This window comes from Hamadaea sp. NPDC050747 (assembly GCF_040654195.1).
In the GTDB taxonomy this organism is placed as follows: Bacteria; Actinomycetota; Actinomycetes; order Mycobacteriales; family Micromonosporaceae; genus Hamadaea.
The window spans coordinates 423,823-436,795 of sequence record NZ_JBFAHM010000002.1; the positions used below are offsets into that span (position 1 = coordinate 423,823).

Below are 12,973 nucleotides of genomic sequence, written 5' to 3' on the forward strand. Positions count from 1 at the left end.
CCGGGCACAGCGTCCGCGCTATTTGGTGATCGAGCCGGTGAGGCCGGCCTGGATCTGGCGGTTGAAGACGAGGTAGGTCACCAGGATCGGCAGCATCGCCAGCGTCATGCCGGCGAACAGCCGAGCCCAGTCGGTCTCGTACTTCGAGTTGTTCACGAGGTTCAGCAGGCCCTGGGTCAGGACGAACTTGCCCTCCTCGAAGCCGCTCTGCGGCTTCATGAGCAGGTTGGGCAGGATGAACTGGTTCCACTGGCCGATGATGTTGAACAGGCCGATGCTGACCAGGCCCGGCTTGGCCATCGGCAGCATCACGCGGAAGAACAGCGTCGTGTGGCTCGCTCCGTCGATCAGGCCCGCCTCGGCGACGTCGGTCGACAGCGTACGGAAGAACGAGTGCAGGAAGAACACCGTGAACGGCAACGAGTACGCGATGTAGACGAGGATCAGCCCGCCGTAGGTGTTCAGGCCGATGACGCTGGACAGGCCGAGCATCGCGGCCAGGTTCTGCACCGTCTTGTAGAGCGGGATCAGGCCGAGGAAGATCGGCATGACCAGCCCGGTGAAGAACAGGTAGTAGACGATCCGGTTGCCGGGAAAGCGATACCGGGCCAGGACGTAGGCCACCATCGCGCCGAGCAGCATGCTCAGCGTCACGCTGAAGGCCATCACGACGATGGTGTTGAAGAAGTACTCGCCGATGTGCCCCTTCGTCCAGGCTCGGCCGAACGCGCCGAGGTGCCAGGAACTCGGCAGGCTCAGCGGCTGGTGCAGGATCTCGTCGTCGGACCGGAACGACTGGATCGTCGCCCAGATCAGCGGTACGCCGACCATGAGACCCCACACGGCGAGGAACACGTGGGAGAACCCGGTCAGCAGGCGGCCCTCGCGCTTGCTCCGCTCCGGCGGCGCCGCCGGCGCGGGCGCGGTCGGCAGCGCGTGTTTCGAGGTTGTCGTCGTCATCTGCGGCCGCCCTAGAACTCGATCTTTTCCCGGCGCGTGATCCGCAGCTGGATCAGCGCGAAGATGAAGGTGAACGCCGCCATCGCGACCGCCATCGCGCAGGCGTACCCGAACTTGTCGTACCGGCTGCTGCCGAAGGCGGTGTGGTAGATCCACGAACTCATCACGTGGCTGGCCCCGGTCGCCTGCATGCTCGGCGGCGCGATCGCGTACGCGAGGAGGAAGAAGTCCAGCGCGGCGATGCCCAGGTAGACCCAGGCGACCGAGATCTGCTCCCACAGCAGCGGCAGCGTGATCCGGAAGAAGGTCTGGCCCCGGGTGGAGCCGTCGAGCAGCGCGGCCTCGAAGATGTCCTTCGGGATGGACTGCATGCCGGCCGAGAAGAGCACGAGATAGAACCCGACGCCGCCCCAGACGGCGATGGCGATGAGACACCAGAGGACGACGGGCGCGTCCAGGACGGTGTCGCCGAACGGGATGCTGGGCAGCAGCCACGAGTTCGTCTCGCCGAGGAACAGCAGCGGATGTTGCGGGTCCACGATGCCGATCTTCGCCAGCAGCGCGTTGAGGAAGCCGGTGTCGGTGGAGCTCTCGAAGACGCGGCTCCACAGGATCGCCACGATCGCGATCGACAGCAGCTGCGGGAAGAAGAAGATGGTCTTGTAGAGGCCGGATCCGGCCACTCCGCGTACGCCCGCCTTGTCCCCGCGCCCGCCGACGTTGAGCATGAACGCGAAGAACAGCGCCAGCAGGATGGTGACGATCGGATAGACCACGAGGATCACGGCGTTGTGATAGAGCGACCGCAGGAAGGTCTCGTCTTTGAGCAGATCGGCGTAGTTGCCGAAGCCGGCGTACGGCACCTCCGGCGTGAAGCCGTTCCAGTCCGTCAGCGAGTAGCCGATGGTCTGGAGGTACGGCCAGATCACATAGACCACGTACAGCAGCACGGGGAAGAACAGGAAGCCCACGATGAAGCGGGCTCTGCCGTGGTTCATGGCGAATCCTTAGGTCGGGTCTTCTTTGGCGCTGGATCAGGGTTCCGGGTCGAATCTTGACCCATGATTCGACCCGGAACCCTGATCCAGCCGATGAGCTAAGCCGTGCGCTTCGGCTGCTTCTTGATGTTGGGGTCGGCCGCGATCTTGTCGGCCGCCTTCTGCATCGCCGTCGTGAACTCGGCGGTGCCGCCCTTGCCCGACATCAGGTTGGTGATCGCACCTTCCAGCGCGGTGTAGAGGTCCTTGTACCAGCCGTCGAAGCGGACGCTGACCACGTTGCCGTTGGCGGCGGCCAGGACCTTGTTCGCCGAGACGAACTGCGACGAACCGGTGAGGCCGTCGGCCGCGCCCTTGACGACCGGCAGCGACTTGGTCAGTTCGGCGAACTTGCGGGCGCCGGCCTTCGACAGCATGATCCGCAGGAACTCCAGGCCACCGGCCGGGTTCTTGCCGGTCTTCGGGACGATCCAGCCTTCACCGGCGGCCGCGCGGACGGTGCCGTAGGGGCTCTTGTCCGACGCCGTCAGGCTCCACTGCGCGCTGACCTCGAGCTTGGTGTCCGGCCGCAGGGTCTTGGCCATCTCACCCTCGAGCCAGGTCCCGCAGGGGATGAACAGCGCCTTGCGGTCGATGACCGCCTGCTGGGTGGTGGTGTGGTCGAGGGCGGCCGCACCGGCCTGGACGTAGCCCTTGCCCAGCATCTCGTGGATGTGGTCGATGACGGTCTTCACCGCGTCGGACTGCCAGGCGCCCGGCTCCAGGTTGTCGATCGCGAAGATCGCCTCCTTGCCGCCCACCTTCCAGATCCAGTCGGTGATGACGTTGTACATGTACCACGGGTACTTGCCCTGGTGGGTGAAGGCGGCGATGCCCTCCTTCTTGGCGTTCTCGGCCAGCGCCAGGAACTCCTCCCACGTGGTCGGCACCTTCCAGCCCTTGGAGTCGAACAGGGTCTGGTCGTGGAAGAAGCCGTACACCGTGTAGGCGGCGTTCAGCGTGTAGGGCTTGTCGTTGAACAGGCCCGACTCGATGGTGCCGGCGAGCAGGGTGTCGCGGATCTTCACGTTCGGGTCGTCGACGCTCGGCGCGTCGTACAGCTCGGTGAGGTCGGTGAGCTGGTCGACGATGGTCGCCAGGTCGAGCGTCTTCGGCGACGAGTTGTTGATGACGTCCGGCGCGGTGTTCCCCGTGAACCGGGGCTGCATGTCGGTCAGGATCTCCTTGGACCAGGTGATGCCGACCTTGGAGCCGCTGTACTTCTGCTCGTAGAGCGACGCGTAGCCCTTCGCGTACTCCTGGCCGAAGCCGCCGTCGAAGACGACCGCGTCGACGTTCTTCTTGGCGTCGACGCCGAAGGGGTTGTCCTTCGACTTGGCGGTGGTGCCGCTGCCGGTGTCACCGGAGGTGTCGCTGGAGGCGCAGGCCGCGAGGAACCCGGCGGCCGGCGTCGCCAGCAGACCCGCGGCCGCGGCACGGCGCAGCACCGTGCGGCGGCTCAGGCTGGTGTGGGACATGGTGTCTCCTCAGTAAGGGATTCGTTGGTGGGGGTTCCCGGCTCGGCAGGCCGCCGCGCCGAAGCTTCTACGAGGGAGGTCTTCATTCGGCGACCTCCTTGATCCGATGGGCCTCCACCGCACGCGCCGTACGCTGAAAGGCCGCGTGCGAGCGCTCATGCGTGCGCTGCGCCACCGCGATGTACAACAGGTCCAGCACCACCAGCTGCGGATGCCGCGCCGACAACGCGTCCGGGCGGAAGGTCGTCGCCTGGGTGGCGGTGAGAAGAAGATCGTCGGCGACGTCGGCCAGGGGTGAACGCGGGAAGCTCGTCAATGCGATCGTCGTCGCACCATGGCTGCCCGCCTCGGCGATCATCTCGATCGTCTCCCGGGTCTGCCCCGAATGCGAGATCCCCAACGCCACATCACCCGGACCCAACAGCGCCGCACTGGCCAACCCGTTGTGAATGTCGGTCCACGCCCACGCCGCGATCCCGATCCGATGCAACGAGAACTGCAGCTCCTCACCCACCAGGGCACTACCCGACGCCCCGTAGATGTCCACCCGCGACGCCGCCGCGATCGCGTCCGCCGCCCGCTCCACCGCACCCAGATCGATCCGCGCCGCCGTATCCCGCATGGCGAGGGTGTCCGCCGCCATCAACTGCGACAACACCCGCTCCAACGGATCCGTCGGCTGAATCTCCCGCCCGATGTCGACCTGCCACCCGGCCGACCGAGCCAACCGCCCGGTCTCCCCCGCGATCCCCAACCGCAGATCCGCGTACCCGTCGAAACCCAACGCCCGGCAGAACCGGGTCACCGTCGCCGGCGACGTCCCACTACGCTCCGCCAACTCCACGATCGTCGCCCGCGCCGCCGCCGCCGGATCCGCCAAAACATGATCGGCCACCCGCCGCAACGCCCCCGTGAACTCGGTCAGGCGTACCTGGATCAGGGGCAGCAGCGCGTCGGCGTCGTCGTGCGCCGCGCTGACGGTCACCTCGCGATCCATCGCTGGCACGCCCCTTCACGGGTATACATACGTGATAATGGCAAGGACTGTTAACTGTTGCGGTAAAAGTTCTTACTGACAGGCCATATTTGTCAATAGCTCTCGTAAAGTTTCCTTACCGTTACTTGATCATCACCCACGCTGAGCTGCGAGAACCTTCAGAAACCGGGTTGGTAAGAATGCTGACCGGAACCGTTCGGCCGGGGCGCGGCGAGCTGACCGGGTGACGCGGAACGAGCCGGACGGCGTACGGGTCGGGCCGAGTATCCTCAGCCTGCTCTGTCCAACCTCGACGGACGCCGGTCTGCGGCGTTCGGACTGATCGGAGGCACTATGCGGCGATCCATGCGCTGGCTGGCCGCGGGGGCGGTGGCCGCCGTCGTGATCGGCGCGGGCGCCGGATACGTCACCGCGCACGACTCCGGGTCCGACATCCGGATTGGGGCTGCGCCGGACGCCGGCGTATCGGGATCGGCAGGGCCGGCCGACTTGTCGGCCACCCCTTCGGCGTCCGCGTCGGCGTCCGCCTCGCCGTCACCTTCGGTGACGAAGAAGGGCTCCGCGCTGGGGTCCCGGCCCAACGACGGCACGGGGTACTGGCCCGACTTCTCCAACACCGGGTACGCCCGCACCCCCGCGAACGCGGGCGGGCTCGGCAAGGGCGCGTACCCGGGAAAGCTGAAGGACCACGCGGCCGGCATGAGCACGTCGAAGCCGTTACGCCTGGAGTTCCCCGACAACAGCGTGATCGCCTTCCAGCGGTTCCTCGCCCTGAAGATCACCATCTACGGCGACAACCTGACCTTCGTCGGCTGCCTCTTCGAGGGCACCATCCCGAACGACAACCTCGTCCAGATCTACGCCGACACCTCGATCACGTTCCGTTACTCGACGTTCAAACCCGCCTCGTACGCCCGGCCACCCGGCAACAACGGCAAGGTGTCCTCGGCCCCCGCCCCACCCGGTACGCCGTTCGACAAGTCCTGGCAGCTCGTCACCACGATGAACGGCGCGGTGGCCACGATGGACCACAACGACATCTGGGGCAACGCCGGTCTGGAGATGACGACGGGGCGACCCGGCAAGCCGTCCCGCTGGACGAACAACTACCTGCACGATCTGGCCGACACCGCGCACGACGAGTACCACCACGACGGGATCGGGCCGCAGAGCGAGGGTGACGGCGGGCCGATGATCGTCGACCACAACACGATCGCATCGCTCGGCAACACCAACGGCCTGGCGTTGCAGGGCACCGGCGTCTACGACCACGTGTCGTTCACGAACAACTACGTCTCGGGCTGGGGCTACGCCGTCTGCATCGGGACCCGGAACAACGCCACGAACATCACCGTCACCGGGAACGTCTTCTCGGCGGAGCTGAGCCAGCTCTACGGGTTCAACTACGGCGGCATCTGGGGCGGCAGATCCCACGGCTCGACCTGGCGGAACAACCGGCTCCAAGTACGCTCCGGCGACGACAACCCGCACTTCAAGGTGGCCGACAACGGCAAGTACCTGTGGCCGTCGAACTCGGCGCACAGCACCGACTACACCGGCTGAACGACCGGCCTCGGCCGCCCGGAGCCGGCCGCCCGTGCAGCGCCGGATCAGGGTTCCGGGTCGAATCTTGGCCCAAGATTCGACCGGGATCCCTGATCCGGCGGGAAGTGGACACTCCCATGTGGATTGGGCGCACTTCCACCCGAAGGACGCTCCGCCGCAAGACGGAGCGTCCATCCTCCCCGGAGTCGGATTCCACAGTCGACGATCACGCCGTACGCGCCACCGCGCCGGCCGGCGGAGCCGTGGTCGCGACGGCGGCCCCGGTCAGCGCGATCGAGGCCAGCCACAGGGCGAACGGCACGAGCTGCCACGCCTGCACCTCGTCGGTCGTGGTGAACAACGTCGCGAACACCGCCAGATACGTCACCACCCAGGCGACCGGCGTCCAGCGCCGCCACCCGGTCAGCACGCCCGCCCGAGCCAGCGCGACCGCCGCCAGAACGCCGCCGATGATCTGGGAGAGCCCGCCGAGCGGGTAGAACGCGTTGTCGGCGTTGCCCGTGGCCAGCTCGACGAACCCACCGAGGGCGATGCTCAAGTGCCCGAACGACCACACGCCCAGCCCGATCGCCGGGAACACGCCCCGACCGGCGACGCCCGCGGCGAGCATACCGGCGATCATCGCGGCGATGCCGATGAAGCCGACGTCGATCAGCAGCTCACCGGGCGTGCTGTCGGCGTCGGCGTACTGGAGCAGGATGCCGGCCGCCCAGAGCACGGCAGCGGCGATTCCGACGCTTCCCCACACCTTGTTCATGAGTTCCTCCTCGACTTGAGATCGTTGGGAGACAGCGTCCGGCCACCGGGCCGCGTCGCACATCGGAGCGACCCCGGAAGACTCGTCCGGGCTAGCACGGATGTCGCCAAGCCCGTCGATCCGTACGCTGAGCGCATGTATCGCCGGGTGAGCGTCGCGATCGCCGCAGTAGCCGGCGCGTTCCTCGCTGCCGGAGCCGTCGCCCTGATCCGGCTCGGCACCGGCGCCGGACTGTTCGTCGTCCTCTGGTACGCCACGGGCGTCGTGCTCAGCCTGCCCTCGCTCGCGCTCGGTCACGTGATCGCACGACGACGGCCGGAGAACCCGGTCGGCGCGCTGCTGGCCCTCGTCGGGTTGTCGATCGCCGTGATCCCGTCCGTCGAGACCTACGCGACCGCGGCGTACGCCACCGATCTGCCGCTGCCCGGCCTCGTCGGGACGCTGGACCAGGGCTCCTGGATGCTCATGTATGTACCGGTCGCCCTGCTGGTGCTGTACTTCCCCGAGGGACGACTGCCCGGGCCGGGCTGGCGATGGGTGGCCGGTGGGCTCGGTTTCGTCCTCCCGGCGTTCGTCGCCCTGGCCGGGATGACGCCGGAGGCGTACCCACCGCCGTTCGAGAACGCCCCGCACGCGCTCGGCGTCCTGCCCGACGCCGCGTTCCCGTTCGTCCTGGTGCTGCCGTTCCTGCTGCTCGCGCTCCTGATCGCCAGCGCCGGGTCGATGATCGGGCGGTTCCGCCGCGCGAGCCGGCCGAGCGAACGCGCTCAGCTGAAGTGGTTCGCCCTCGCCGGCCTGTGGCTGCCGGTGTCGCTGCTGTTGTGCTGGACGAGCTACCTGCTGCTGGGAATGCCGGACCTGGCCATGATCGGCCTGTTCGGACTGTTCATCACGATCCCGGTCGGCACCACGATCGCCCTGCTGCGGCACGACCTCTACGACGTCGACAAGGCGATCGCCGCGACCGTCACCTACAGCACCGTGACGACCGTGCTGCTGGGGCTGTACACCGCGATCTCGTTCACCGGCGGGCTCGTGGCCGGCGGCGGCAGCGCGGTCGTCGCGGCGGGTGCGACCGCCGTCTGCGCGGCGGCGCTGAGTCCGGTGCGATCACGGGTTCAGCGCCTCGTCGACCGGCGGCTGTATCCGCAACGCCGCGCCGCGCTCGACGCCATCGCCGCGTTACGGCAACGCATCGACACCGGCGACAGTCAGCCGGAGGAGTTGCAGGCGGTGCTGCGAACCGCTTTGGCGGACCGGGCGCTGCTCTTGGCGTACAAGCTGCCTGGCGAACAACAGCTCGTCGACGCGGCCGGTGAGCCGATCGCGGACCCGGAGCAGGCGACACCGATCGTGTTGCGCGGCCAGGAGATCGGCGCGGTGATCCGGGGCGGCGACGCCACGAGCCGCGAGCTGACCCGCGAGATCGCGGCGGCGAGCGCGCTGCTGGTGGAGGTGACCCGGCTGCGGATCGGGTTGTCGGCGGCGTTGCGCGACGTGGCGTCGAGCCGGGCGCGACTGCTGGCGGCGGGCTACTCCGAGCGGCGGCGGCTCGAACGCGACCTGCACGACGGCGCGCAGCAACGGCTCGTCTCCCTCGGTCTGGCGTTGCGGCTGGCCCAACGGCACCTCGCGGACGGCACAGTGGACGTGGACGGGTTGCTCGACCAGAGCGTCGCCGAACTGGGCACCGCCGTCGCCGAGCTGCGTGCGATCGCCCACGGGCTGCGCCCGAGCAGCCTCGACGACGGGCTGGACGTCGCGGTGCGCACGCTCGCCGGATCGCTGCGGTTGCCGGTCACGGTCGAGGTGTCGACCGGGCCGATCGCCGACGACCTCGCCACGACCGCTTATTACGTGGTCAGTGAGGCGGTGACGAACGCGATGAAGCACGCCGAGGCGGGCTGGATCGGGCTGCGACTCGTCCGGGAGGACGCCACCCTGTCCGTGCAAGTACGCGACGACGGCCGGGGTGGGGCGCTGCTGCGACCGGGGTCCGGGCTGGCCGGCCTGGCCGATCGGGTGGCCGCCGCGGGCGGGGCGCTCCAGGTGCACAGTCCGAGCGGGCGCGGCACCACGATTCAGGCGGTGCTGCCGTGCGCATCGTGATCGGCGAGGACTCCGCCCTGTTCCGGGAGGGCCTGGCCCGGCTGCTGGCCGACGCCGGGCACGAGATCGTCGCGAAGACCGGCGACGCCGTGGCGCTCGTCGAGGCGGTCGCCGCGCACGAGCCGGATCTGGCCATTGTGGACATCCGGATGCCGCCGGACCACACCGACGACGGCGCCCGCGCCGCGCGTACGCTCCGCGACCGGTGGCCGAAGCTGGGCATTCTGCTGCTGTCCCAGCAGATCGAGACCCGGCACAGCGTCGAGCTGGTGGCCCGCGGCGGCTTCGGCTACCTGCTCAAAGACCGGGTCTTCGACGTCGACGACTTCCTGGAAGCCTTGCGCCGGGTAGCCGCGGGCGGCTGCGCGCTCGACCCCGAAGTCGTCGCCCGCCTGCTCGGCGGACCACCGCTGCCCGGCCTGACCGCCCGCGAACGCGAAGTACTGGCCCTGATGGCCGAAGGCCGGACCAACGTCGGGATCGCCCGGCGGCTGTGGCTGACCGATCGCACCGTCGAGACACACATCGGCTCGATCATGAACAAGCTCGGGCTGGCCGCCTCCGCCTCCGACGAAGACCACCGGCGAGTGCTCGCGGTGCTGGCCTACCTGCGGGCCAGCTCCTCCTCCGCTTAGTGCCGCACCGCGCGCCGGTATCGCGTCAGGTGGTTCGACAACGCCAGCAGCGCCCGCGCCGCGCCTTCCGCCGGCCGCCCCGCGTCGGTCAGCGCCAACGCAAGAAACGCCGTACGCGCGTCGGCGTGCTCCTCCCCCAGCTCAGCCTGGCCGGCCTGGGTCCCAGAAAGCGGCGACGCGGGCCTCCCCATCGATCATGCGCTGATGATGCCACCTGCATTACTGCTTGAGGAGGTCGGCGAGCACCGCGAGATGACTGTGCGACAGATCCTTCGCCGACGTCAGCAGAGTCACCGGCCCCTTGGCCGCCAGGTCGCGGAGCTGTTCGAGCGCCGCCCGCTGCTCGGGGCCGGTCAGTTCCCGTTCGTACCGTTTGACGAACTCGGCGTGCCGGGCCTGCGGATCCTCGTGATACCACTTGCGCAGCTCCGTCGACGGCGTGACGTCCTTGACCCACTCGTCGATGTCAGCCTCGTCCTTGCTGATCCCGCGCGGCCAGAGCCGGTCGGCCAGCACCCGCCGGCCGTCGTCGTCGGCGGGCGGGTCATATATGCGCTTTATCTCCACCACAATGCGGAATGTACCGCCAGACCGAAGCCGACGTGCCGACATCGATCCCGTTCAAGCCTCCGCAGGCGGGCGCACGAAGATCAGCATCCCCAAAAGTGTCGCGAGCGGGCCGGATCTCGACACAGGACGGGATCTGGATCATGGTCGCGACACCGGGCGGCCGACCCCGGGCGGCCCGCCTTCCATGGGCTTAGGCTTGATCGATGGCGAGCAACGCGTACGACGAGGTATATCGCGCACCGGTCGCACCACCGTGGGACCTCGGCGCGCCGCAGCCGGCCCTGGCGCGGATGCTCGCCGAGGGGCGGGTCCGAGGGCCGCGCGTGCTCGACGTCGGCTGCGGTCCCGGGGATCTCGCGATCGCGCTCGCCCGCCACGGATTCGACGTGACGGCGGTCGACGTCTCGCCGGTGGCGATCGACATCGCGCGTACGCGGGCGGCGAACGCGGGGGTGGCCGTCCACTTCGAGGTTCAGGACGCGACCACGCTGTCGTTGCCGCCAGCACCGTTCGACTCCGTCTTCGACTCGGGCTTGTTGCATAGTCTGCTCCGGGTCGGCGAAGCCGAAGCGGACCGCTATCTGGCGCTGCTGCCCGGGTTGGCCGCGCCCGGCGCGACGGTGTTCGTGCTGGCGATGTCGGTGACGGCCGCCCAGGGCTGGGGCGTGACCGAGGCGTACCTGCGGGCGAAGTTCGCCGAGCCGCACTGGACGGACACCGAGGTCGACGACATCGAGATCGCGGCCGACCTCAAGCCGGGCAGCCTCAGCCTCGCGGGGTTCCTGGTACGCACGCTGCGTGCCGGTTAACGCAGCAGCGACAGCAGAGCCTCGTGGGTCGCTTCGTCGGCGGCGACGAGGAGCCCGCCGACGCCGGTGTGCAGCGGCTGGCCCTGGATGCCCGTGACCACGCAGCCGGCTGCCTGGCAGAACGCGATGCCCGCCGCGAAGTGCACGCTGTCGCGCAGGTCCCCCGCCGTCAGGTACGCCGCCCGCCGTCCCGCGCCGACCCAGGCGACCGCGAGTGTGGTGGACAGGACGCGGGGGCGGAAGCGCTGGTTGAACACGGCGTCGGCCAGCAGGGCGGTCGCCGAGAACTCGGGGCTGTCCGGATGCGGATCGAGATTGATGTCGACCAGACGCGAATCGGCTGACGGGACGGCGGGCCGGTCTTCGCCGTTTCGGCGTACCGAGGCGTGTTCGCCGTCGGTCCAGAAGACTTCGCCGGTGAACGGGTCGGCGCTGGCGGCCGCGGTGACCCGCGATCCCGTACGCAGCGCGACGTTGACGGCGACCATGGTCGTCTCGGCGGCGTAGTTGAGGGTGCCGCACAGCGGATCGACGAACCAGGTGCGGTCGCCGATCGTGCCGCCGGTCTCCTCACCGAGCACGGCGTCGTCGGGCCGCGTCTCCCGCAGTACGCCGAGGATCGCCTGCTCGGCGGCGAGGTCGGCCTCGGTCGCGAAGTCACCGGGGGCCTTGGCCTGACGGATCAGCGAACCGCCGAACTTCGCCCGGACGATCGCGGCACCGGCTTCGGCCGCCGCGAGCGCGACTCCATGATCAGTCAGAGACACCCGGGGAGGATACCGCCGGGCAGTTCTTGCTCGTACGCCTGACCGTGTACTCGTGATCGTCGGTGGTGATCCCGGACGGCTGGCCGTCGAAGTAGGCCTCCACCTTCTCCCAGCCGCGATGCTGCTCATAATGCAGGTGCGGCGCGCCCGAGTTGCCGGTGCTGCCGACCTTGCCGAGCTGCTGGCCCTGCACGACCTTGTCGCCGACTTCGACGAGCGGCGGTTCGAGCATGTGCAGGTACTGCGTCGTCCACTTCCGGCCGTGGTCGATCTTCACCCAGTAGCCGCCGCCGCGGCCCTTCGGCCCCTTCGGGTTCTTGGGCGTACGCCCGCCCAGTTCGCCGTTGATCCCGGACTCGATGACGGTGCCGCCGTAGGAGGCGAACACCGGACGGCCCCAGGCCGATCCCTTGGCGGGGAACATGTCGAGGTCGAAGTCGTCGTGGCCGGGGTAGGTGCCGAGCTCCCAGGTCTCGCCACAGGCGACCGGCAGCTGGAACAGCGGGCGTGGCCCGGGCGGCAACAGCATCGGGACGACCACGAACGCGGCGGCGGTCAGCACCGTGGTGGCGGCGGCGATGGCGATCGTCCAGATCATGCGGCGGCGGTTCACCGGGCCGAGCGTACCGACGCCGACGTTAAAACGGTGTCAGCGCCCGAGGGCCGACATGATGATGCGGGCCGTGTTCTCGACGTGCTCGCGGGCGATCTTGGCGGCGGTCTCGGCGTCCTGCGCCCGCAACGCCGCCACGAGGTCCCGGTGCTGCCGGTTCACGATCTCGTCGTCGGCCGGGGTGAAGACGACCGGCTGGTGGAAGTTCCAGTAGTTCACCTTGGTGCGCCGGAAGAACTGGCTCACCAGGCTGTTACCGGCCGCCTTGGTGACGAGGTCGTGGAACTCGTTGTTCAGCTCGGTCAGCCGGGCCCGGGACGCCGCCGGGTCCTCCATCAGCTCGATCAGCTCGTCGAGCCGGGCGAAGTCGTCCTGCTTGAGGCGACCGGCGGCCAGGTACGCCGCGTGCGCCTCGACGCCGGCCCGCGCCTCGATGATCTCCAGCATCTCCTCCGGGGCGTGATCGCGCACGATCCAGCCCCGGCGCTGTTCGACCAGCCCCTCCTGGCGCAGCCGCAGCAGTGCCTCGCGGACGGGGGTGCGGCTGACCTTCAGCCAGTCCGCCAGCTCCTCCTCGACGAGGCGGTGGTTCGGGCGGAACTGCGCGGACAGGATCGCCTCACGGAGCCGCTCGTGCACGACGTCCGCCACGAACTCGGTGCTGCGCGCGGCCAT

General features: G+C 68.8%; 14 protein-coding genes. 4 read left to right on the forward strand and 10 right to left on the reverse strand.

Annotated elements, in window-relative coordinates; genetic code table 11:
• Positions 1-18 precede the first annotated feature (18 nt).
• The 4 genes from AB0H43_RS05330 to AB0H43_RS05345 all read right to left on the reverse strand — a co-directional run bounded on the left by AB0H43_RS05330 (position 19) and on the right by AB0H43_RS05345 (position 4,472).
• Entirely contained in the window at positions 19-960 is a 942-nt protein-coding gene (locus AB0H43_RS05330) for a carbohydrate ABC transporter permease (protein WP_359996820.1), read from the reverse strand.
• Between the two features lie 11 nt (positions 961-971).
• Positions 972-1,958, reverse strand: coding sequence for a sugar ABC transporter permease (locus AB0H43_RS05335; protein ID WP_359996823.1), 987 nt, complete (start codon positions 1,956-1,958; stop codon positions 972-974).
• A gap of 98 nt (positions 1,959-2,056) precedes the next feature.
• Positions 2,057-3,475, reverse strand: coding sequence for an N-acetylglucosamine/diacetylchitobiose ABC transporter substrate-binding protein (ngcE, locus tag AB0H43_RS05340; protein WP_359996826.1), 1,419 nt, complete (start codon positions 3,473-3,475; stop codon positions 2,057-2,059).
• 82 nt (positions 3,476-3,557) lie between these two features.
• Positions 3,558-4,472, reverse strand: a complete 915-nt coding sequence (locus tag AB0H43_RS05345; RefSeq protein ID WP_359996829.1) for a MurR/RpiR family transcriptional regulator — start codon at positions 4,470-4,472, stop codon at positions 3,558-3,560.
• Between the two features lie 333 nt (positions 4,473-4,805).
• Between AB0H43_RS05345 and AB0H43_RS05350 the strand changes: the two genes are divergently transcribed.
• On the forward strand, positions 4,806-6,035 hold the full coding sequence (locus AB0H43_RS05350) for a hypothetical protein (protein WP_359996832.1): 1,230 nt from the start codon (positions 4,806-4,808) through the stop codon (positions 6,033-6,035).
• A gap of 208 nt (positions 6,036-6,243) precedes the next feature.
• Here AB0H43_RS05350 and AB0H43_RS05355 read toward each other — a convergent pair whose 3' ends face one another.
• Positions 6,244-6,795, reverse strand: a complete 552-nt coding sequence (locus tag AB0H43_RS05355) for a hypothetical protein (RefSeq protein ID WP_359996835.1) — start codon at positions 6,793-6,795, stop codon at positions 6,244-6,246.
• Between the two features lie 135 nt (positions 6,796-6,930).
• Between AB0H43_RS05355 and AB0H43_RS05360 the strand changes: the two genes are divergently transcribed.
• Together AB0H43_RS05360 and AB0H43_RS05365 are read left to right on the forward strand one after the other, a co-directional pair.
• Complete coding sequence (locus tag AB0H43_RS05360; protein WP_359996838.1) at positions 6,931-8,904, forward strand: histidine kinase; 1,974 nt, start codon at positions 6,931-6,933, stop codon at positions 8,902-8,904.
• A complete protein-coding gene (locus AB0H43_RS05365) occupies positions 8,892-9,539 on the forward strand; it encodes a response regulator transcription factor (RefSeq protein WP_359996841.1) in 648 nt (215 codons plus the stop codon). Before AB0H43_RS05360 ends, AB0H43_RS05365 begins: the two co-directional genes overlap by 13 nt.
• On the opposite strand, the gene AB0H43_RS05370 is transcribed toward AB0H43_RS05365, so the two are convergent.
• Together AB0H43_RS05370 and AB0H43_RS05375 are read right to left on the reverse strand one after the other, a co-directional pair.
• Complete coding sequence (locus AB0H43_RS05370; RefSeq protein WP_359996844.1) at positions 9,536-9,730, reverse strand: tetratricopeptide repeat protein; 195 nt, start codon at positions 9,728-9,730, stop codon at positions 9,536-9,538. The two genes, AB0H43_RS05365 and AB0H43_RS05370, sit on opposite strands and share 4 nt — an antisense overlap.
• Before the next feature lie 28 nt (positions 9,731-9,758).
• Positions 9,759-10,109, reverse strand: a complete 351-nt coding sequence (locus AB0H43_RS05375) for a DUF488 family protein (RefSeq protein WP_359996846.1) — start codon at positions 10,107-10,109, stop codon at positions 9,759-9,761.
• 203 nt (positions 10,110-10,312) lie between these two features.
• On the opposite strand from AB0H43_RS05375, the gene AB0H43_RS05380 reads away from it, so the two are divergent.
• Complete coding sequence (locus AB0H43_RS05380) at positions 10,313-10,918, forward strand: class I SAM-dependent methyltransferase (protein WP_359996849.1); 606 nt, start codon at positions 10,313-10,315, stop codon at positions 10,916-10,918.
• Here the strand turns inward: AB0H43_RS05380 and AB0H43_RS05385 are convergent.
• Genes AB0H43_RS05385 through AB0H43_RS05395 form a run of 3 tightly spaced genes read right to left on the reverse strand, consistent with a single transcriptional unit; the run spans position 10,915 to position 12,973 of the window.
• Positions 10,915-11,685, reverse strand: coding sequence for an inositol monophosphatase family protein (locus tag AB0H43_RS05385; protein ID WP_359996852.1), 771 nt, complete (start codon positions 11,683-11,685; stop codon positions 10,915-10,917). The genes AB0H43_RS05380 and AB0H43_RS05385 overlap by 4 nt on opposite strands.
• A complete protein-coding gene (locus tag AB0H43_RS05390; RefSeq protein ID WP_359997421.1) occupies positions 11,672-12,283 on the reverse strand; it encodes a M23 family metallopeptidase in 612 nt (203 codons plus the stop codon). The genes AB0H43_RS05385 and AB0H43_RS05390 overlap by 14 nt, the downstream gene beginning before the upstream one ends.
• Positions 12,284-12,334: 51 nt before the next feature.
• Positions 12,335-12,973 (reverse strand): GntR family transcriptional regulator, encoded by a 639-nt coding sequence (locus tag AB0H43_RS05395; protein WP_359996855.1) that lies wholly within the window; start codon positions 12,971-12,973, stop codon positions 12,335-12,337.

What these genes read in the sequence shown, in the direction of transcription:
- AB0H43_RS05330 (WP_359996820.1), bottom strand. Translation starts at nt 960, where the DNA reads ATGACGACGACAACCTCGAAACACGCGCTGCCGACCGCGCCCGCGCCG.
- AB0H43_RS05335 (WP_359996823.1), bottom strand. Translation starts at nt 1,958, where the DNA reads ATGAACCACGGCAGAGCCCGCTTCATCGTGGGCTTCCTGTTCTTCCCC.
- ngcE (WP_359996826.1), bottom strand. Translation starts at nt 3,475, where the DNA reads ATGTCCCACACCAGCCTGAGCCGCCGCACGGTGCTGCGCCGTGCCGCG.
- AB0H43_RS05345 (WP_359996829.1), bottom strand. Translation starts at nt 4,472, where the DNA reads ATGGATCGCGAGGTGACCGTCAGCGCGGCGCACGACGACGCCGACGCG.
- AB0H43_RS05350 (WP_359996832.1), top strand. Translation starts at nt 4,806, where the DNA reads ATGCGGCGATCCATGCGCTGGCTGGCCGCGGGGGCGGTGGCCGCCGTC.
- AB0H43_RS05355 (WP_359996835.1), bottom strand. Translation starts at nt 6,795, where the DNA reads ATGAACAAGGTGTGGGGAAGCGTCGGAATCGCCGCTGCCGTGCTCTGG.
- AB0H43_RS05360 (WP_359996838.1), top strand. Translation starts at nt 6,931, where the DNA reads ATGTATCGCCGGGTGAGCGTCGCGATCGCCGCAGTAGCCGGCGCGTTC.
- AB0H43_RS05370 (WP_359996844.1), bottom strand. Translation starts at nt 9,730, where the DNA reads ATGGGGAGGCCCGCGTCGCCGCTTTCTGGGACCCAGGCCGGCCAGGCT.
- AB0H43_RS05380 (WP_359996849.1), top strand. Translation starts at nt 10,313, where the DNA reads ATGGCGAGCAACGCGTACGACGAGGTATATCGCGCACCGGTCGCACCA.
- AB0H43_RS05390 (WP_359997421.1), bottom strand. Translation starts at nt 12,283, where the DNA reads ATGATCTGGACGATCGCCATCGCCGCCGCCACCACGGTGCTGACCGCC.
- AB0H43_RS05395 (WP_359996855.1), bottom strand. Translation starts at nt 12,973, where the DNA reads ATGGCCGCGCGCAGCACCGAGTTCGTGGCGGACGTCGTGCACGAGCGG.